At 55.5% G+C, this 18648-nt stretch carries 17 protein-coding genes, 1 tRNA gene and 2 pseudogenes; 9 read left to right on the top strand and 11 right to left on the bottom strand.

Annotated elements, in window-relative coordinates; genetic code table 11:
- Positions 1-39 precede the first annotated feature (39 nt).
- The 6 genes from ACLI1M_RS03530 (at position 40) to ACLI1M_RS03555 (ending at position 6115) form a co-directional block, all read left to right on the top strand.
- Positions 40-1332 (top strand): citrate synthase, encoded by a 1293-nt coding sequence (locus ACLI1M_RS03530; protein WP_023022010.1) that lies wholly within the window; start codon positions 40-42, stop codon positions 1330-1332.
- 123 nt (positions 1333-1455) lie between these two features.
- Positions 1456-1815: an FKBP-type peptidyl-prolyl cis-trans isomerase gene (locus tag ACLI1M_RS03535; protein WP_005323855.1), complete on the top strand. Its 360-nt coding sequence runs from the start codon at positions 1456-1458 to the stop codon at positions 1813-1815.
- Positions 1816-1883: 68 nt separating this feature from the next.
- Positions 1884-2747, top strand: a complete 864-nt coding sequence (locus tag ACLI1M_RS03540) for an aldo/keto reductase (RefSeq protein ID WP_200287976.1) — start codon at positions 1884-1886, stop codon at positions 2745-2747.
- A 354-nt stretch (positions 2748-3101) separates the two neighbouring features.
- Positions 3102-3386 (top strand): DUF485 domain-containing protein, encoded by a 285-nt coding sequence (locus ACLI1M_RS03545; protein WP_282439298.1) that lies wholly within the window; start codon positions 3102-3104, stop codon positions 3384-3386.
- Complete coding sequence (locus ACLI1M_RS03550; RefSeq protein WP_023022007.1) at positions 3386-5029, top strand: cation acetate symporter; 1644 nt, start codon at positions 3386-3388, stop codon at positions 5027-5029. Before ACLI1M_RS03545 ends, ACLI1M_RS03550 begins: the two co-directional genes overlap by 1 nt.
- 39 nt (positions 5030-5068) lie before the next feature.
- Entirely contained in the window at positions 5069-6115 is a 1047-nt protein-coding gene (locus tag ACLI1M_RS03555; RefSeq protein ID WP_023022006.1) for a hypothetical protein, read from the top strand.
- 2 nt (positions 6116-6117) lie between these two features.
- Here the strand turns inward: ACLI1M_RS03555 and ACLI1M_RS03560 are convergent, their stop codons facing one another.
- The 5 genes from ACLI1M_RS03560 to ACLI1M_RS03580 all read right to left on the bottom strand — a co-directional run bounded on the left by ACLI1M_RS03560 (position 6118) and on the right by ACLI1M_RS03580 (position 11555).
- Positions 6118-7110, bottom strand: a complete 993-nt coding sequence (locus ACLI1M_RS03560; protein WP_023022005.1) for a DUF1906 domain-containing protein — start codon at positions 7108-7110, stop codon at positions 6118-6120.
- A 113-nt stretch (positions 7111-7223) separates the two neighbouring features.
- Complete coding sequence (locus ACLI1M_RS03565; protein ID WP_023022004.1) at positions 7224-7652, bottom strand: OsmC family protein; 429 nt, start codon at positions 7650-7652, stop codon at positions 7224-7226.
- A gap of 192 nt (positions 7653-7844) precedes the next feature.
- Positions 7845-8873, bottom strand: a complete 1029-nt coding sequence (locus ACLI1M_RS03570) for an ABC transporter ATP-binding protein (protein WP_248100416.1) — start codon at positions 8871-8873, stop codon at positions 7845-7847.
- A 1-nt stretch (position 8874) separates the two neighbouring features.
- Entirely contained in the window at positions 8875-10491 is a 1617-nt protein-coding gene (locus tag ACLI1M_RS03575; protein WP_411706657.1) for an ABC transporter permease, read from the bottom strand.
- A 32-nt stretch (positions 10492-10523) separates the two neighbouring features.
- Entirely contained in the window at positions 10524-11555 is a 1032-nt protein-coding gene (locus tag ACLI1M_RS03580; RefSeq protein ID WP_411706658.1) for an ABC transporter substrate-binding protein, read from the bottom strand.
- 425 nt (positions 11556-11980) lie between these two features.
- Here ACLI1M_RS03580 and ACLI1M_RS03585 point away from each other — a divergent pair.
- From ACLI1M_RS03585 to ACLI1M_RS03595, 3 genes and pseudogenes are all read left to right on the top strand, one after another.
- Positions 11981-12190 (top strand): annotated as a pseudogene (locus ACLI1M_RS03585) (helix-turn-helix domain-containing protein); the annotation flags it as partial.
- 19 nt (positions 12191-12209) lie between these two features.
- Positions 12210-13429, top strand: a pseudogene (locus ACLI1M_RS03590) (IS30-like element IS1513 family transposase).
- Positions 13430-14232: 803 nt separating this feature from the next.
- Positions 14233-14655 carry a DUF2871 domain-containing protein gene (locus ACLI1M_RS03595; protein ID WP_200287959.1) on the top strand — a complete coding sequence of 141 codons (423 nt, stop codon included), beginning with the start codon at positions 14233-14235 and terminating at the stop codon, positions 14653-14655.
- 734 nt (positions 14656-15389) lie between these two features.
- On the opposite strand, the gene ACLI1M_RS03600 is transcribed toward ACLI1M_RS03595, so the two are convergent.
- From ACLI1M_RS03600 to ACLI1M_RS03625, 6 genes are all read right to left on the bottom strand, one after another.
- Entirely contained in the window at positions 15390-15983 is a 594-nt protein-coding gene (locus tag ACLI1M_RS03600) for a Type 1 glutamine amidotransferase-like domain-containing protein (protein ID WP_411706659.1), read from the bottom strand.
- 109 nt (positions 15984-16092) lie between these two features.
- Positions 16093-16168: transfer RNA gene (locus tag ACLI1M_RS03605), tRNA-Arg, on the bottom strand.
- 70 nt (positions 16169-16238) lie between these two features.
- The gene (locus ACLI1M_RS03610; protein ID WP_023021997.1) at positions 16239-16520 is read right to left on the bottom strand and encodes a glutaredoxin domain-containing protein; all 282 of its coding nucleotides are present in this window, start codon (positions 16518-16520) and stop codon (positions 16239-16241) included.
- Entirely contained in the window at positions 16520-17050 is a 531-nt protein-coding gene (locus ACLI1M_RS03615) for a dihydrofolate reductase (RefSeq protein WP_200287958.1), read from the bottom strand. The genes ACLI1M_RS03610 and ACLI1M_RS03615 overlap by 1 nt, the downstream gene beginning before the upstream one ends.
- Complete coding sequence (locus ACLI1M_RS03620) at positions 17050-17847, bottom strand: thymidylate synthase (RefSeq protein ID WP_200287956.1); 798 nt, start codon at positions 17845-17847, stop codon at positions 17050-17052. The genes ACLI1M_RS03615 and ACLI1M_RS03620 overlap by 1 nt, the downstream gene beginning before the upstream one ends.
- 10 nt (positions 17848-17857) lie before the next feature.
- Positions 17858-18616: a 3'(2'),5'-bisphosphate nucleotidase CysQ gene (locus tag ACLI1M_RS03625; protein WP_200287954.1), complete on the bottom strand. Its 759-nt coding sequence runs from the start codon at positions 18614-18616 to the stop codon at positions 17858-17860.
- Positions 18617-18648 lie beyond the last annotated feature (32 nt).

Raw genomic sequence — 18648 nt, forward strand, 5'->3', positions numbered from 1 at the left:
GTGCCTAATAATGACTCTCACAAAGAGAAAGGAACTTCCGTGGCTTCTGAAGACAACAAAGTAGTGCTCCAGTACCCAGGCGGCGAGTACGAGATGGACATCAAGCAGTCCACCGAGGGTGACTCCGGCTTTGACATCTCCAAGCTCCGTAACGAAACCGGACTTGTTACCTTCGACCCTGGTTACACCTCCACCGGTTCCACCGAGTCCAAGATCACCTTCATTAATGGTGAAGAGGGCATCCTGCGCCACCGTGGCTACGACATTGCAGACCTTGCAGAAAATGCTTCCTTCAACGAAGTTTCTTACCTCCTGATCAAGGGTCACCTGCCCAACGAGGAAGAGCTCAGCCACTTTAATAAGGAAATTCGCCACCACACCCTGCTGGATGAGGATTTCAAGGCCGCGTTCAACATCTTCCCGCGCAACGCACACCCGATGGCGGTGCTAGCTTCCTCCCTTAACATTCTCTCCGCTTACTACCAGGACCAGCTCAACCCGCTGGACCCAGAGCAGCTGGATAAGGCAACCGTTCGCCTGCTGGCTAAGGTGCCAATGCTGGCCGCCTATGCCTACCGAGCTTCCCAGGGTAAGCCTTATATGTACCCGGATAATAGCCTGAACGCCCGCGAGAACTTCTTGCGCATGATGTTTGGCTACCCAACCGAGGAATACGAGGTTGACCCGGTCGTAGCTAAGGCCCTGGATAAGCTGCTCATTCTGCACGCTGACCACGAGCAGAACTGCTCTACTTCCACCGTGCGCATGATTGGTTCCGCGCAGGCGAACATGTTCGTCTCTATTGCTGGCGGCATTAACGCTCTGTCCGGCCCACTGCACGGTGGTGCAAACCAAGCCGTTCTGGAGATGTTGGAAGATATCCAGAACAACCACGATGGTGACGCTACCGACTTCATGAACCGCGTGAAGAATAAGGAAAAGGGCGTTCGCCTCATGGGCTTCGGCCACCGCGTGTACAAGAACTACGACCCACGCGCTGCCATCGTCAAGGAGACCGCACACGAGATCATCGATCACTTGGGTGGCGACCCGATGCTGGATCTGGCCATGAAGCTGGAAGAGATTGCGCTGAACGATGACTACTTTGTCTCCCGCAAGCTCTACCCGAACGTGGACTTCTACACCGGCCTGATCTACCGCGCCATGGGCTTCCCGACGGACTTCTTCACCGTCCTCTTTGCTATCGGCCGCCTGCCGGGCTGGATTGCTCAGTACCGCGAGCAGCTGGAGATCAACACCAAGATCAACCGTCCGCGCCAGATCTACACCGGCGAGTCCCTGCGTAAGGTTACCCCACGTAACGAGCGCTAAAGCGCCCCGCGGGTTCGCCGAATTAAGCCGAATCGGGTGGTAGCACCTATAATAGGTGCAGCTCGGTTCGGTTTTTAATGCGACCGCACGAACAAACTAGATTTCCCAAGGAGAATAATCCCCATGGATAAGCCTGTTATTGAAGCCCAGTCTGGCCCAGCGCCGACGGACCTTGTCGTAGAAGACATCGTCGTCGGCGACGGTGCTGAGGCACAGCCTGGTGCCGTAGTGGAGGTCCACTACGTCGGCGCTGAATACGAGACCAACCAAGAATTCGATTCCTCGTGGGACCGTGGCCAGTCCATCGAGTTCCCACTGACCGGTCTCATTGCCGGCTGGCAGGAGGGCATTCCGGGAATGAAGGTGGGCGGCCGTCGCAAGCTCATCATTCCGCCGGAAAAGGCCTATGGTCCTGCCGGCGGTGCGCACCCGCTATCCGGCCGCACCTTGGTCTTCATCATTGACCTCATCCGCGCCGACTAAAAGCGCTCAACCCCAGGTTCGCCCTGGGGTTTCGTCGTTTTCGGCGCGGCTTTAAAAACTGCGGCACAATGGAGGGCATGACTGTGCCAACCGTAACTTTTAATGATGACCGCGAAATGCCCCAGCTGGGCCTAGGTACGTACAAGCTCTATGACGAGGAATGCATCCGCGTTATCCGTGAGGCCATCGATTTGGGCTACCGCCACTTCGATACCGCTACGCTGTACAAGAATGAAGAGGCGGTAGGCACCGCCCTCAAGCAGGCAATGGATGCCGGCGATGTCACCCGTGATGAGCTCTTTGTTACTTCCAAGGTCTGGCATTCCCACCACGGTGCGCACAAGGTAGAAGAGGCATTCCAGCAGTCGCTGAAGGATCTGCAGCTGGACTATCTTGACCTGTATCTCATCCACTGGCCGTGGCCGCAGGGTGGCCTATACAACGAGACCTTTGAGGCTATCGCCCGCCTGCAGGGTATGGGTCAGATTGCGTCCATCGGCGTGGCCAACTTCTACGAGGACGTGCTCAAGGACTTGATTTCCACCACCGGTATTTCTCCGGTGCTTAACCAGGTGGAGATTCACCCGGGCTTTACGCAGTCCGGTTTGCGCGCTTTCCATCACGATAATGACATCGTCACCGAGGCATGGGCCCCGTTGGCACGCGGGGTAGTGCTCAATAACCCAGTGATTGAGCAAGCTGCCGCTGACCATGAGGCCACCGAGGGACAGGTTGTGCTGGCTTATCTCATGTCTAAGGGGATGTCCGTGATCCCGAAGTCCGCGCGCACTGAGCGGCTAAAGGAAAACCTCGCTTCCACCGAGTTGGAGCTTACGGCGGAGGAAGTATCCGCCATCGATGCCCTGGAAGGCCAGGAGGGCTTTGGTCGCATGTTTAATGACCCGCGCGAGTTCCCTGGCGACGAGGAATAGTCTCACCCGCAGTTTAAGCCCCCTCACCGGGGGCTTTTCTTTTGTCAAGCGGCTGTTAACAATCTTCGCAAAAGGGGGGTTGTTTCCACCGATGGGGGTAGTTGGCTAAAGACGTTGATCCAGCTCGGCGGAACCTATCAGCTTGAAAGGGTGGAGAGGTGAGGTGTTTTCTTGGCAGAGTTCACAACCTTGCAGAAAATGTTCGGTAACTTACATGGAAACATGGATAGTGATTAATAACACATTATCTCGTGTGACCTAAGTTCCTCTCACCCAAGGAGACGAAGCTCTGTGAGTGACGTAGCTGCAACTCCTGTCTCGCGCCGCGAACCCACCGGTAGCGAGTTCATCGCGATGCGCGACTCCGCCGAATTCGGCGAGCTGCGCCGTACCTACCGGAGTTTTACTTTTCCCATGACCGTGGCCTTCTTTGTGTGGTACGTGGTCTACGTTCTAGCTGCCGTGTTTGCCCCTGGCTTTATGGCAATCGAGCTTGGTGGCGGCTGGAATATCGGACTGGTTTTCGGCCTAGCCCAGTTCCTCACCACCTTCATTATCACGTGGATCTACGTGAAGTATGCCAATAAGAATATCGAGCCTAAGTCGGCCGCCATCCGTGAAGAGCTGGAGGGCATGTAATGATTACCACCACCCTCGCCGCCGAATCTTCCGCTGGCAATCCCATCTTGAATATCTCCATTTTCGGCATCTTCCTTTTCATCACCATGGCGGTGGTGCTGCGCGCCGGAAAGACCACGAAGAAAGCCTCGGACTTTTATACCGGCGGCGGCACCTTCTCCGGCCGACAAAACGGCCTAGCCATCTCTGGTGACTACCTTTCCGCGGCATCGTTCCTGGGCATCGTTGGTGCTGTGGCGCTCAATGGCTACGACGGCTTTTTGTACTCAGTCGGCTTCTTTGTTGCCTGGCTGGTAGCACTCATGCTCGTCGCTGAGCCCATGCGTAACGTGGGCCGCTTCACCATGGCGGATGTCTTGTCTTTCCGTTTGAAGCAGAAGCCCGTGCGCGTAGCGGCGTCCATCGCCACCCTCTTTGTCACGCTCTTCTATCTCATCGCACAGATGGCAGGCGCTGGTTCTCTAGTGGCCGTGCTGCTGGATATCCACGATTTTAAGTGGCAGGCGGTCGTCGTGGGCATCGTTGGTGTGCTCATGATTGTCTATGTATTGGTCGGTGGCATGAAAGGCACCACCTACGTTCAGATGATCAAGGCTGTGCTCCTAGTAGCCGGCGTAGTCATCATGTGCTTCTTGGTATTCATTGCACTGCGCGGTGGATTTAGCGCGCTGTTTAACAACGCCATTGATATGCACGCCGCCTCTGAACAGATTAAGGAGAAGGGCTATGAAGCTAAAGACATCATGGCCCCTGGCCTGAAATACGGCGCCACCACCGCCACCAAGCTGGATTTCATCTCCTTGGGCATTTCGCTGGTGCTTGGTGTGGGCGGCCTGCCGCACGTGTTGATGCGCTTCTACACCGTGCCTACCGCTACTGAAGCCCGCCGTTCTGTTACCTGGGCGATTGTCATCATCGGCGCCTTCTATCTGATGACCTTGGTCCTGGGATACGGCGCCGCCGCCTTGGTCGGTCCGGACCGCATCCTCGCCGCGCCGGGCGGGGCTAATGCCGCGGCACCACTGCTTGCGCTGGAGATTGGCGGCTCTATCTTCATGGCGGTTATTTCCGCAGTGGCCTTCGCCACCGTGCTTGCCGTGGTTGCTGGCCTGGCCATTACCGCCTCGGCATCCATCGCGCACGATATTTACCATGCGGTCATCCGCAATGGTAAGTCCACAGAAGCCGAGCAAGTTCGCGTTTCCCAGGCCACCGTGGTGGTCCTTGGCATCGTGGCTATCATCTTGGGCATTCTGGCCATGACCCAGAACGTGGCGTTTTTGGTCTCCTTGGCTTTCGCGGTTGCGGCTTCTGCCAACCTGCCGACTATCTTGTACTCCCTGTACTGGCGTCGCTTCAATACCGCAGGCGCGGTGGCCTCCATGTATACCGGCGTGGTGTCCTGCTTGGTGCTCATCTTCTTCTCCCCAGCAGTCTCCGGTTCTGAGACCTCCATGTTCTCGGGCGCGGACTGGGCTATCTTCTCGCTCTCCTCGCCGGGGCTGGTATCCATTCCGCTGTCCTTCTTTGTCGGCTGGTTGGTCTCCATCATGACCAAGCCAGACGACTTGGAGGAGCTTTCTGCAGAAATGGAAGTCCGCTCGCTTACCGGCGTAGGGGTGGAGGCACCCGTCCAGCATTAATTGCCTAGATAGTGCACTCAACCGGTAACATGTATCGACGTGTTTAGAACGTCGTTGACTCGCAAGGCGGCATCAGCCAAGGCTGGTGCCGCTTTAGCCGTATGTATGCTCGCCTTGACCGCCACCGCGTGCAGTAACAGCGAGAGTGATAGCGGCGCGCTTGCCGACGCCCCTTCGGGATTAACAGACACCAACCGCGACGTCCCACCAGAAATCAATGAGTTTCTAGAAGGCGATGAGGGGCGCTCTGTTACCTATATTCGGCTGCATGATGGCATGCATATGGGTTCTGCCTCGGAGCACGAGGCTCGCCCGGCGCTCAGCCTCATCAAGCTCTATATCGCCACCTACGTCATGGAAAAGGGCGAGTACGAAGATAAGTATGAGGCGCTGGATATGATCGCTAGCTCCTCCGATAAGTCTGCCGAAGACCTCTTTGAAAAATACCCAGAGTCCATCGACACCATTGCCGATGAATTCAAGTTGGAATCTACCAAAGCCGGCGAGAAATGGGGTTACTCGCAGACCTCTACGTATGACGTTGCCAGCTTCATTTCGCAGCTCATCGAGCGCGATGAAACCCACCCAGTGCTCGTAGCCATGGCTCATGCCGATCCCATCTCTGAGGATGGCTACCGCCAGGACTATGGCACCGCAAAGCTCTCTAACGTGGTGGGAAGCAAGTGGGGCTGGTCCAATGATAAGTCCATCAACTCTTCCGTCTCTTTTGGTGAGAACTTTGTAGCCGCTGCCTCGATCAATGGCTCGTCCGATGAGCTTACTGACTATGTAAAAGATGAGGTCACCGGAAAGAGCCTGGGCAAGGCCACCGAGCGCTTCCTCAAGTACAAAGACGGCGAGGACGTCCCACCGATTGAAACCACTACCTCGGAGACCTCCACGACTTCGTCTAGCAAGAAGGATAAGGACGAAAAACCCAGCACAGGGAAGAAGGATAAATCCGCGTCGAAGGAACCTACCAGCGAGTCCACCAAGTCCGAGAAGAAAGATAAAGGCAGCTCCGATAAGAAGTCCACAGATAAAAAGAAAGGCTCAGAGAAAACCTCCGAGCCCTTTAAAAAGTAGTACTACCTCGCCTTAGCAACCGTTTCTGCGACGATCTTCGCTAGCTGACGAATCTGGTCGTTGCTCAACGTTTTGCCATTGAAAGTTACGCCATCCGCAGTTACCTGCGGTAGCTCTGGCAGCTCTGGGTGCTTGCTCTGTAGCTGCGAGCTCAACTGATTTACCAGGTCGGACGAGCCATTGCTCGGCGCCGTGGCCTGCGGCTGAGTCTTTGGCTGTGGTTTCTTAGTGGCTGGCTTTTTCGCCGGTGCAGGTGCTGCGGACTTGCCCGGTGTCCACTGTCCCCAGTCATCGGCGTAGACCTCGTTAACGTCTACGATGACGCCGCCGATGGTCTGCTGTTTGCCGTGCGGCAGCTGGTGAATAGTGGTGCGCGGGTGAATCTTTCCGTTAGAGCCCCAGTCATGCATCCAGAAATACTTGCCGATGTCATCCTGGATTGCCCACTCGATGGTGTTGTAATTGCCGTAGACACCTGTCTGGTAGCCGGCCAGCTCCAGCGTCTTGGAAAACGCCTGCAGGTATGGGCGGATTTGGCGGGTGTACTGCTCGCGGGTGGGGTTATCGTCGATAGCAATGTAGATAGGGCGGTTGGTTGGGCCGCCTGCCTTCTTGTGCAGCGCAATCGCCTTCGGTGCGTGAATTGCAGCACCTGCTGCGCCCTGCTTCCAATCCGCGGTCTCCGCGCGGCCAAACTGGTAAACGGAAGCGGTAGGCAGGCCTGCTGCCGCATTGGCCTTGGTCTCTTTCAGGGTTACCGGCTTGCCGGCCATCCACGCTGCGTCTGGGCGTTTGTCGGAGACGTACCGAATCGCACCCATATGGCCGGCCTTTTTAATCGCCTGCGGAGAAGGGACACCGGCAGAGTAATCGATGATGGTGCCGCGTATCGGTCCGAGCGCCGCCGCATTAGGAACGGCAGCGCCGATAGCGCCCGCGGTCAAGGCGAGGGCACCGACCTTAAAGAGGCCGCGACGGGAGAAAGATGGTGACATGTTGAGCTCCTGCAGTAATCACATTTGTCACAGTAGTTAACAACTGCACCATAGCAGGAGGTCTAAAGCCCCAGAGGCAGCGAAAGCGCATGTCGCGCATTTACTTCGTAGTGCTATTTCGAGTCATTGCCAAACAACACTCGTGTGGGATTCTCAACCGTGCGCGACACCGTGCAGTCCTTCTCATGGGAGATGCGAATCAGATTGTCCACCAGCTCGCGTGCTTGGTTACCCTCGGACGTATCTGGGAAAGAAAGATTGAACCCCACGCGAACCTCCGACAGGCGCGATGCGCCATCCTCGTTTACGCGGTCGCCTTCTACATGCACATCAAAAGACTCCGGCTCAGCGCGCCGGGAGGTCACCACGTCCACGTCTACTGCGGAGCACCCCGCAACGGCCGCAAGCAAGAGTTCAACAGGGGAGAGGAGCCCCTCGCCACTGCCAAACTCAATGCTTGCTCCCGCGGAATTGGTAGCTCGGTATAGGGCGGTGTCGAGGCGGGTGAGGTCTACGGCGTAGTGTTTAGTACTTTCACTCATGACTTAGAGCTTAAGCAAGAAGCGAGAAACGCAGAAGGAAATGGCGGTGAGGATCGTTCGATGGTCAACGGTCCTCGCTACTTGTGGTCAATATGAGCATAGGATCTTGTTCCAGAAAGCGGGGCAGCTGTCATGGAAAACGAGATCACAGTGAAACCGCCGAGTTGTTAAAAGTTCGCGGAACGTGACGAATTAAAAAATCAAGGGCGGCGAAAAGTGAATCCAAACCGATTGTCCCAATGCGGGTTTGTGGTCCGCAGTGGTGCGGAATATGGTTCCAGATTCATGAGTGGCGGTAACGGAGTAGTGGTCGCCTTCGAAAATTGCGGAGTCCACTATTGCTGGAACCGTGGTGCCTAGATAGTCTTCGTCCACAATCTTTGCGTGGTGCGGCAAGATAGCGGCTTTAGTACCTTCCTCTCGCACGGTTACTTGGCTCAGAGGCCATGAAACACCAAGCGTGGGACACTCGACGCAGCTTCCTGTAGTGGTGGTTTGAACAATTGTCGCGTCCGAAATAAACGCCGCGACCGCCGGGCTAGCAGGATTTTCCAGCAGCTGTTGCGGGGTAGCGATTTGTTGGATTTCGCCGCCGTCTAGGACCACGACTCTATCTGCAATTGCCAGCGCTTCGGCGCGATCGTGGGTCACGTGCACCGTGGTTAGACGTTGTTTTTCCGTCAGCGCCACTAGTTCGCGACGCAAATTATCGCGCAATGGTTCGTCAAGAGCTGAAAGAGCCTCATCCAGTAACAAAAGTTTGGGACTTGCGACGATCGCTCTGGCAAGAGCCACGCGCTGGCGCTGTCCGCCAGAAAGACTGTTCGGAGACCGGTCTTCGAATCCCGGCAGCCCTACGAGGGCCAAAGTTTTAGAAATGTGCTCTTCGCGTTTAGCCTTAGATACTTTCGCTCGGCGTAGCGGATAGCCAACATTCTCTTTAACAGACATGTGTGGCCAAATCGCGTGCTGTTGGAAAACCATACCAATGCCGCGCTCTTCGGGAGGAGTTGAAGTCATCTGTCTGCCATCGATGTCGAGCTCGCCCGATGATGGGGAAATAAAACCAGCGATGGTGCGAAGGAGGGTGGTTTTACCGGAGCCTGACGGTCCTACAAGTGCGATGAGTTCTCCTGGCTCGATGGAGAGGTTGATATCGCGTAGGCCAGTGGTGCCGTCCGGAAAAGTGACCGAGAGGTGTGAAGTTGCAATTTTCGCCATTTTAAGTCCTTACCTTAGGGGACTGAATAGTCAGCGCGAGGGCAACGATGCCGACGATCGCGAAGAGTAGGGATAGAGCCGATGCCTGGTTATAATTTCCCGCCTGCTGAAGATTGAACACTTGGACGCCCAGCGTTGTCGTCCCGGGAGCGACAAGTAGTACGGAAATAGTTAGCTCTCGAATCGCAGTCACCGCCACTAGAACTGCGCCGGAAATCGCCGCTGGAATGCTCATTGCACCGACGGTTGAAAAGAGCGCCTTGAGGGGCGTGGCACCAGAAATGCGCGCTGCTTCTTCTATTGTGGTCGGGGTACTTATTAAAGGAGCACGCACGGATTGAACAACGAGTGCGGTAAATGCGCAGACGTAGGCAATAAGTATTATCCAAATCGTGTTATACAACCCCGTATAACGTCCGGCGATAAGCCAGGCTACACCGATGATGAGTCCTGGCAGGGCGCTCGGTAACAGCGTAGAAAGCATTAGAAGCGTATTTCCCCGTGCATGGGTCCGGGAAACTAATATTCCGATGACCCAGCCAAGAATGCCGCAGATTAACGCTGCGGTTATTGAGAGAAGTGCGGAATTGGTTAGCCCGTCGATGACGCGCGGGTTGGACAAAGCATTGGTGAAGTTCGCCAGCGAAATGGTTTCTAATGTAAACGGAATCCCAGGGGCTGGTAGCAATGCGCGGTAGGCCAAACCGAGGATTGGGCCAATGGAAATGGCTAGTCCGCACACCCACATGATGATTGTGACCGGCCAACGCGCTGAATGCAGCGAAAAGCGCGCCGGGCTACCGGAGTCATGGGTAGAAGGTGAGTTTCTTAATGAGGTGAAATAGTCCATGGTGACGGCGCCGATTCCCAAGAACAAGAGAACAACTCCGATGGTGGAGACTACCTGCAGGGGGTTGGATACGGTGCCAGAATCGATGAACCGGTAAATCATCGTTGCCAGGGTTTCGAACCTAGCTGGCGAGCCGATAATCGCGGGAATCCCGAAATCGGCAAGATTAGCAATTGCCGTGAGGGTAAACGCTGACAACAACGCAGGGCGAAGGAGGGGAAGGGTGACCGTACGCAGAACCGTTATTACGGAAGCTCCTGATACACGGGCGGCGAGTTCAAAATCTGGTGAGATTGAGCGCAGGCCCGATGAAATGATTACGTATGCTGTGGGAAAAGAGTGGATAGTCATCAGCGCAATGACCCCATCTGCGCCGTAGATATTCCAAAGTTCGAACCCAATGAGTCTATTTAAACCTTGATTCGGACCGAAGAGCTGAGTCCAGGCAATCGCTCCGATAAAAGGGGGAACCAAGAGGGGCGAAAGTAGGAAGAGCCGCAGTACCGAAGAGCCATAGATATCTGTGCGGTCTATTGCGATGGCAATAACGGTTCCAATGATGACGGCAGCAAGCCCCGAAAGCGCCGTGGTGAAAAGCGAATTCCATGTAGCAATGCCGAGCCCTTGTTCCAGAAGGGTGGGAATTTGGTTTCCTCCCAGTGCGAGGGAGACAACCAGGACCAAAGGCGTAATGAACAGACCAACAGCGATGAACCACACACCAACGCGCAGCGCGGATACGGAGGGATTTTTCAACAAGTGAGCCATCAAGAACTAGGAGGGATTAGAACAGACGGGGACTAGGAAGAAACTGCTTTTTGAAAAGCTTCGACGGCGGCGTTTTTATCCTTGGTAATTTTCTCTAGGTCTTGGTCCATGAGTTCAATGTCTTCAAGTTCTGGGGTGGCTGCTGGAGTTCCCACGTCCTTGCGCACTGGAAGATACGACTGCTCGACTGCGATTTTTTGTGCCTTTTTCGAAAGTAGGAAGTTGATGTACTTTTGTGCTGCTTCTTGTTCTTTGGAATCTTTGAATACACCCGCAGGTTCAGAAATATACGGTGCTCCCTCGGAAGGGTAGGAAAGAGCGACAGGGGAACCCTTGTCCGCTAGGTCTCGCACTAGATAATCGACGACTACACCTACGGGCCGTGACCCGGAGGCGATTTCTTGGGAAGTGGGACCATTGGACTCTGCGATCATCGGGGAGTTCTGGCCGAGATCTTCGAGCCAAGTTTCGCCGAGATCTGAATTGTTCTTCCACGCCGAGGCATTGAATGCCGCCGCGCCAGAGACCGCCGGGTTCGGCATGATGAGTTTGTCCTTATATTTCGGATCAGTTAGATCTGCCCACGACCTCGGGGCTTCGCCTTCTGCAAGTTCGTCGGTGTTATAGGCAATTACCGTAGGGATAATGCGCGTACCGACATAAAAATTCTCGTGGTCCTTGGCCTCGTCGATGATGTTGTTGGAATCAACATCGGCAAGCTGGATGAGGTCACCATCGTCGGCATAGTTTTCAAAGGTAGGTGCATCGGCTGCCCAGAAAACATCCGCTTGGATGTCACCAGATTTTTTCTCTGAAGATATGCGTGCGTTCAAATCTCCGGTGCCCGCGCGGTACACCTTGACCTCGATATCAGGAAACTCTTCATTGAAGGCCGCATTGATCTCATCGGCCTTTTCTTCCGGCTCTGAGGTGTAGACGGTGATCGAAGTTGAACCGCTTTCTGCCTGCGTATCTTCATTCTTGGATGTAGGCTCACCGCACGAGGTAAGAAGTACAGTTGAAGCAAGAACTACAGCAGTAAGAGAAGAGTGCCTAGGCTTCATTTGGGGAATTTCCTCCAGAGAGAGTAGTGATCAGGAGTCTTTATCTAACTGTTCCGAAGTTAAGGAAACTTGGGATCGACGTGAATTCGCAGTTAATTTTTGACTCCCTGAGCGGGTGATTTGGAGGGCGGCGCGGTTAAAAATCCTCATACAAAACTGAATGAAACCGTGCTGTCAAGGGGTGAATGCGCCACTTCGACCGGGAGGTAGTTGTGACGCGTTGGACTCCGAAGGATGTTAAGGATGCTGCTGTTGAGCGCGTGGTGGCAGGCGAGGCAGTTAGCCTGGTCGCGCGTGATGTGGGTGTAGGCCCCGAATCGGTTTACGGTTGGTTGAGGGTAAGAGGTGTCGAACCTCCAGGCAGGCGTGCGAGTCGTTTGCGTGATCCGTTTGTCCGTGAGGCTGTTGGGTTGGTGCGTGCAGGTATGTCGATCAGTCAAGCAGCACAGACTGTTGGAATATCGACTGGCTTGCTTCACAGCAGGTTAAAGAAAGCTGGTGTAATCGAAGTGCGGCCTAGACGCGCCCACTTGTCACCTGATAAACGTGCCCAGGCCGTGGAGCGAGTGCTTGCTGGTGAGAGCTGTCAGACAGTGGCTGATGCTATCGGTATGCATCCTTCTACCGTGTATGGGTGGATAAGGAAGCAGCGGTATGCGAAGTTACGCCGGCAGCGACATCGTCGAACGCCTGATGAGGCGGTGGTGTCTTTGCCAGATACAGGCAAGAAGCTGGGTAAAGATTCTGTTATACCAGCACCGATGAAAACTCAAGCCGTTGATGGATTTCCTAGCGGCGTATTCGACAAACACGCCTTAGTAGGGCGTGGTCGCAGGCTTACTGTTGAAGACCGTGTTGCTATTGAAGCGGGATGTCGTGTCGGTGATTCGGCACGAGCCATCGCGCAGAAAATAAATAGGCACCACAGTGTCGTCGCTCGTGAAATCACCCGTAATGGTTGGAAGATCGTCGATGAGGACGGCACAGAGCAGCTGCGGTATAACGCCCACAACGCTGCTGTTTCTACTGCTGGTCGGATGGTGCGGCCAAAACTACGCAAGCTCGATGAAAGCCCAACGCTTCGGGGTGTAGTAGTCGATTGCCTTGCCCGCAGGTGGTCACCTGGGCGCATTAGTGCATGGCTTGAGCATGCTTTCAGCGATGATGAAAGCATGCGTATTTCCCACGAAGCGATCTACAGTGCCTTATACATTCAAGGCAAAGGCAGCCTGCGAGCCGAGCTTGAAGAAGTCATGAAGACTAAAGACGTACTTATCCGCGGCGGCTCAACACGCAAGCGTCGTGCCCGAAACGCTGGCGTGTTAACCGGTCGCCCTTGGATCAAAGGTGCTGAGATCACCCACCGCAGCCCGGAAGCTGATGACAGGGCTATTCCCGGGCACTGGGAGGGCGACCTTGTTATTGGTAAAGGTGGCAAAAGCGCGCTGATTACCCTAGTAGAGCGCACCAGCCGTTACACCCTGCTTGGACACCTTCCCGATGAGCACAGTTCACACACCGTGGTCGCAACCCTGCAGGACATGGTCAAAGACCTCAACACCGAGCAGCTAAAGACCATCACATGGGACCAAGGCGCAGAAATGGCTGTCACAGCACAAGTCCAGATTAAAGACGGCTGCCAGGTGTTTTTCTGTGAACCGCACTCACCGTGGCAGAGACCAACCAACGAGAACACCAACGGCGAGATCAGGCGCAGGTTCTACAAAAAGGGCACCGACTTTGCCACCGTCACACCCGAACATGTCGCGTGGGTGCAAAATGAGCTCAACGAAACACCCCGACAAATCCTCGGCGGCGCAACCCCACGTGAAATACTTAACGAACTATTCAAGCGTGGCGCATCCACCGCTTGATTCCGCCAACTACTTTCGCGTTTTGATCCTGTAAATATGAGCATCACGGCGAATGGATTGGTGCACTTTCGGCACACGCGGTTGCGTCTGGAATCCACGCTGTACCGTCCAACGGCGCCGTTTTGAGGACAACTAGCAGTGCCGACGTTGGTACTGACGACCCCCAGGGAATACCAGATCTCAGCAGTGGACCAAGCGCGAGCTGATGACCACAACCGTTCCGCGCTCACTTCGCTAATGCTGTGGGGCTTGGCGGCCCCCTTTAGATCGGCATGCTTCTCGCCGAGCTTTCCACCGTGGTATGGGATAGTGCGCTCTGAGGGCTACTCCCAAGTCAGTTATGGAGCAATTCCAATCAGAGGCGGGCAAGCGTTTGCTATTCCGCAGGTGTGATTGGAGAGCCATGGAGTTTAAAAGCTCTGCTAGAAGATTAAGGATTCAAAGAACTCGTTCAACTTTTTCCACGGGTCGTTTTGTCTGTAGACATTCTGAAATCGTCAATGTATTGCAGGGAATTGAAAAAGGCACGGTGCGTGGAGGTGGGTTTCGATAAAACTTATAACGGGAAAATCCCGAAACGATCTCTGTTCGAGGGTAAATTTGGCCTATTTGTTAATACTGGGCTTGGCGAGGGACTGGGGAATGCTTTCGTTTTCATTTGCGTCTGTGGTCAACCAACTGGTTGATTGCAGTTTCAACCAGCCCTGCGATTCAAAGCCGGAACAGATGTAGAAAGATGAGTCCTTGGAGTATTTGATTCGTCGCTAATCCGGCCGTGGCAGCGGTTGGGAAGGAGAATGACCATGAAAGCTTTGTATTGGGCATCCATTTTCTACCTTGTCTTGGGATTGGGAGCCGGGGTCTTCTACCGCGAATTCACGCGTGCCAATGATTTCCCCGAGGGTGAGTTCACTCAGTTGAGCGTGGCGCATACTCACTTGCTGGCGCTCGGTTTCACGATGAGCCTTATCTTCTTGGTATTGGAGAAGGTCTTTGGTCTGTCACGCAGTCGTGGTCAGTTCAATGCGTTCTTTTGGCTGTATAACGTCGGCGTGGTCGTCACCGTCGGCGTCATGATCTGGCACGGATGCCTGACCGTAATGGGGGAGGAGTCCACTGCAATGATCTCTGGGATCGCTGGTCTTGGTCATATCCTCATTACGATTGGCCTGATTGCATTCATTGCGGCACTAGGCAATGCCATCAGCGAGGCTCAAGAGGCTTAGGCCCAACCCGTAGCAGGTGACTAATGATGAGCGAGATGGTTACTAAATAGGCGCAGTGTCTCCACGGCGAGACTGGATTTAGCTAAGGCGCGATGGGGCAGGAGTTCGTTTATCGTCCTGCCTGCAGCGCTGTTGTAGGCCTCAGGAAAGATTACTGATAGCTGGGGTCGCAAACGTTCATTTCTGGCGTGGCTGCGGTTGGATCATTGCCTTGCCATTGACGCTCTACGGCTTGGGCTTTGTGCCTGTGCAGTTAACGGGCACGCTGCTCAGCGAGACTCCGGTGAAAAGTTCCGGTCAGGCTTCGGCTACCCAGAGTACGGTCCACCAGGTCGGTTCCGCGCTGGGTACCGCGGTTTCTGGGTCGGTATATTTCAGGGCCCTTGGGTTAACGTTGCCGAAGACGCTCGAGTCGGCCGGCATCATGGGGCTGGGGGGACGATGGCATAGCAGAACCAACGCGTCCATCAGCCGGTTCCGCTATTGCAGGACTGCGCGCTCAAGGTGGGCATAGCCCCCCTTTGGCGAGCAGACCAGCGTTGTGGTGCAGGCGCTTAGCGATGGCATGACCGAAGCCGTTCGATACTCGATTCTTGCTGCAACGGCATTCCTGGTGCTGGGCTTTATTAGTGCGATGCGGGTTCGCCATGCTGCGAACGAAAGCAGTTCCATGGAGCAACCGAACTGATTTATTGCCAGAAAGTTAGTGTAAGTCTGTTGTTTTCCTGGGCGGATTAGATGAGCATAGTTTTTCCACCTTCAACTACGAGGGCTTGCCCATCCCTCAGCAGTAGGAGATTCCAATCTTGTCCGTACTGCGCAACAGTTTCACTGATGACGTTTATAGAATAAGGACCAGTTGTTCCTTGGGCGTGGGGAATAATGACATACGGAGTGAGATTTAGTCCTGTGTGGTCGGTGAGCTGCGGTGCCGTCCGCGGATCGTCCATGATTGATGCCGGTTCGATTGAAGGTCCTGCAACCATTGCGCCGGCAGAACTTCCAGCGTAAAGCGTGCCGTTCTGGACCGCTTCAACTAGCAGGTGGTCGGTACCAGTGAGTCTCAGCGCATCAAGGAGACGGAATGCCTCGCCGCTCGCAACATAGATGCAGTCGGCTAAGTTGATTTCATTGCGTATGTCGCTCGGTTGCGCCTGCGCCACGGTTAAGGGGATTAGTTCCTCTGCCGCATTGCGAATGGTTGTCAACTCTGTTTGGGCGAACGGGGTTTGGCTCATTCCCGCGGCAGCATCATCGATGTACAGCACTCGCCCCAAAATGTATTTGCTGATTTCTGGGTGTAGGTATGAGGCGAGGAGTAAGTGCATAGGTTTAGTCTACGTGAGCGCCTTATATGCTTGGGGCAGCAATATCGGAGTATTGAATAATCGGAAAAGTCTCGAGACGCCGATCGGAACGATGTCTCGAGACTTCACATGGTGCCCCAGAGTGGATTCGAACCACCGACACCGGCTTTAGGAGAGCCGTGCTCTATCCCCTGAGCTACTGGGGCGGGGTTGCGTGTGCAACTTGGCTAATCATAGCAGTGGGGCAGGGGTGCCCCGAAATGGCTGGGGCTTGGCTTAGCTCTCGGCCAATTCCTTCTGCTTATTGCGCACGGAGGAAGCTGGTGGGTTGGTTTCGTGGGTGCCGTCGGAGTAAAGGACGGTGGGAATGATGCGGTTGCCGTCGTTGACGGATTCAATCCAGGCGTTGATGTCCTCGGTGTTGTCGGCCTCGACGTCGACAAGCTCGTACGGGGTTTCGGTGCGGTCTAGGTTTTTGATGAGCTTGGCGCAGAAGGGGCACCAGTCGGCGTAGAAGATGGTGACGTCGGAGTTGGTTTCTGGGGTAGTAACAGACATTAGGCTGCATCCTTTCGGTCGTAGGTTAAAAAGCGGTATTTGATGGGGAGATCGCTGGCCTCTTGGTCCGGAAGCTCTAGGTGACCGTTGTCGGAGGTGAGCCAGTCGGTGCTGTGGGCGAGGCCGAATTCCTCGGGGATTTCGGGGGCGTAGATGGACCTATCGCCATAAGCATCCCCGATATTGACGCCCATGAGGGTGACCTCAATGCGGTCAACCTGATCCAGGGTGGCGGTGTAGATTTGGCCGCCGCCGATGACCCAGGCGTCGGAAAGCGGGGGCATAGCGGTGATGACCTGGGCGCCGGCGGACCACTGGCCGGGCGTGCGGGAGGAGAGCACGTAATTCTCCCGGCCAGGAAGGGGGCGGAATTTAGGATTGAGCGACTCCCAGGTCTTCCGCCCCATGATGACCGGCGCGCCCATGGTCACGTCCTTAAAGTGCTTGAGGTCTTCCGGCACGTGCCAGGGCATTTGCTCGCCATCGCCAATAATTCCGTCCAAGGACTGTGCCCAGATTGCGCCCAACATTAGACGGACACCTGCGCCTTGATGGTGGGGTGGGGGTCGTAGCCTTCAATCTCAAAGTCGGCGAAGTCATAGGAGAACATGTCTTTCGCCTTGTGCAGGTTGAGCTGCGGGTACGGGCGTGGCTCGCGGGAGAGCTGCTCTTTGACCTGCTCTACGTGGTCGTTATAGATATGGCAATCGCCGCCGGTCCAGATAAGCTCGCCCACCTTGAGCCCGGCCTGCTGGGCAAACATGTGGGTCAGCGCCGCATAGGAAGCGATATTGAACGGAACACCTAAGAACATATCGGCCGAGCGCTGGTAGACCTGCATGGATAAGGTGCCATCGGCCACGTAGAGCTGGAAGAGCAAGTGGCAGGGCATCAGCGCCATCTTGTCCAGCTCCGCGACGTTCCATGCAGAGACCAAGTTGCGGCGCGAGTCCGGATTGTCCTTGAGGGTATCGAGCGCCTGCTGGATTTGATCAATGTGCTCGCCATCCGGGGTAGGCCAGGAGCGCCACTGCACGCCGTAGACCGGCCCTAGCTCGCCATTGTCATCCGCCCACTCATTCCAGATGCGGACCTTATTGTCCTGCAGGAACTTGATATTGGATTCGCCTTTGAGGAACCACAAAAGCTCGCCCAATACCGCGTGGAAATAGACCTTCTTGGTGGTCAGCAGCGGGAAAGACTCGGCCAGGTTATAACGCAGCTGCGCGCCAAAGATGGAGCGCGTGCCGGTGCCGGTGCGGTCGCCTTTGGGCGTGCCGGTCTCTAGGACCTTCTTCAGCAGATCCTCATACGGGGTCTCAATCATGCGCACTAGTTTAGAATCCGCCGTGCTCCTCGGCAAAGGCCTGGGCGTGCTCCAGGATTTCATCCTTGAGCTCGGGGCGGCAGATGAGGATATCCGGGATGAAGGTGTCCTCATTATTGAACCGGATTTCGGAGCCGTCGAGGCGGCAGCAGTGCAGACCGGAAGCTTGTGCGACGCCCACCGGGGCGGCCTGATCCCACTCGTACTGGCCACCGGCGTGGATATAACCGTCATAATCGCCGAGCAGCACGTGCATGGCCTTGGCACCCGCGGAGCCGACGCCCACGATTTCATAGCCCATTTTCTCGGCAATGTAGCCGGCTACCTTGGGCGGGCGATTGCGGGAGACGACGAACTTCTTAGATAGCGGGCCGGTGACCGCCCGAACGTCCGAGGACTTGAAGGTAACGCCGAGATCCGGCAGGCCCACCGCCGCGTGGATAGGAATACCATTTTCTACCAGGGCGATGTGCACGGCCCAGTCTTGGCGGCCGGTGGCAAATTCCTTAGTGCCGTCGAGCGGATCCACGATCCACACGCGGTCCTTCTTGAGGCGAGTGAGGTCATCGGAGGCTTCCTCAGAGAGCATGCCGTCCTGGGGGCGGTGCTGTTCAAGCACGCGGGCGATCCATTCTTGGGCGGCTTCATCGCCGGCGTCGCCAAGCGAAAGGCCCCGTAGCAGGCCCCCGTTGCGCACGCCTTTAAGGATCTCACCGCAGCCCTGGGCGAGGGAATTGGTCAGGCGGGAATCAGAAATCTCGACGGTCATGGTGCCCACATTACAACGCGGACTAGAGTGTG

This window comes from Corynebacterium sp. LaCa54, from assembly GCF_046717495.1.
GTDB classification, from domain to species: Bacteria; Actinomycetota; Actinomycetes; order Mycobacteriales; family Mycobacteriaceae; genus Corynebacterium; species Corynebacterium kefirresidentii.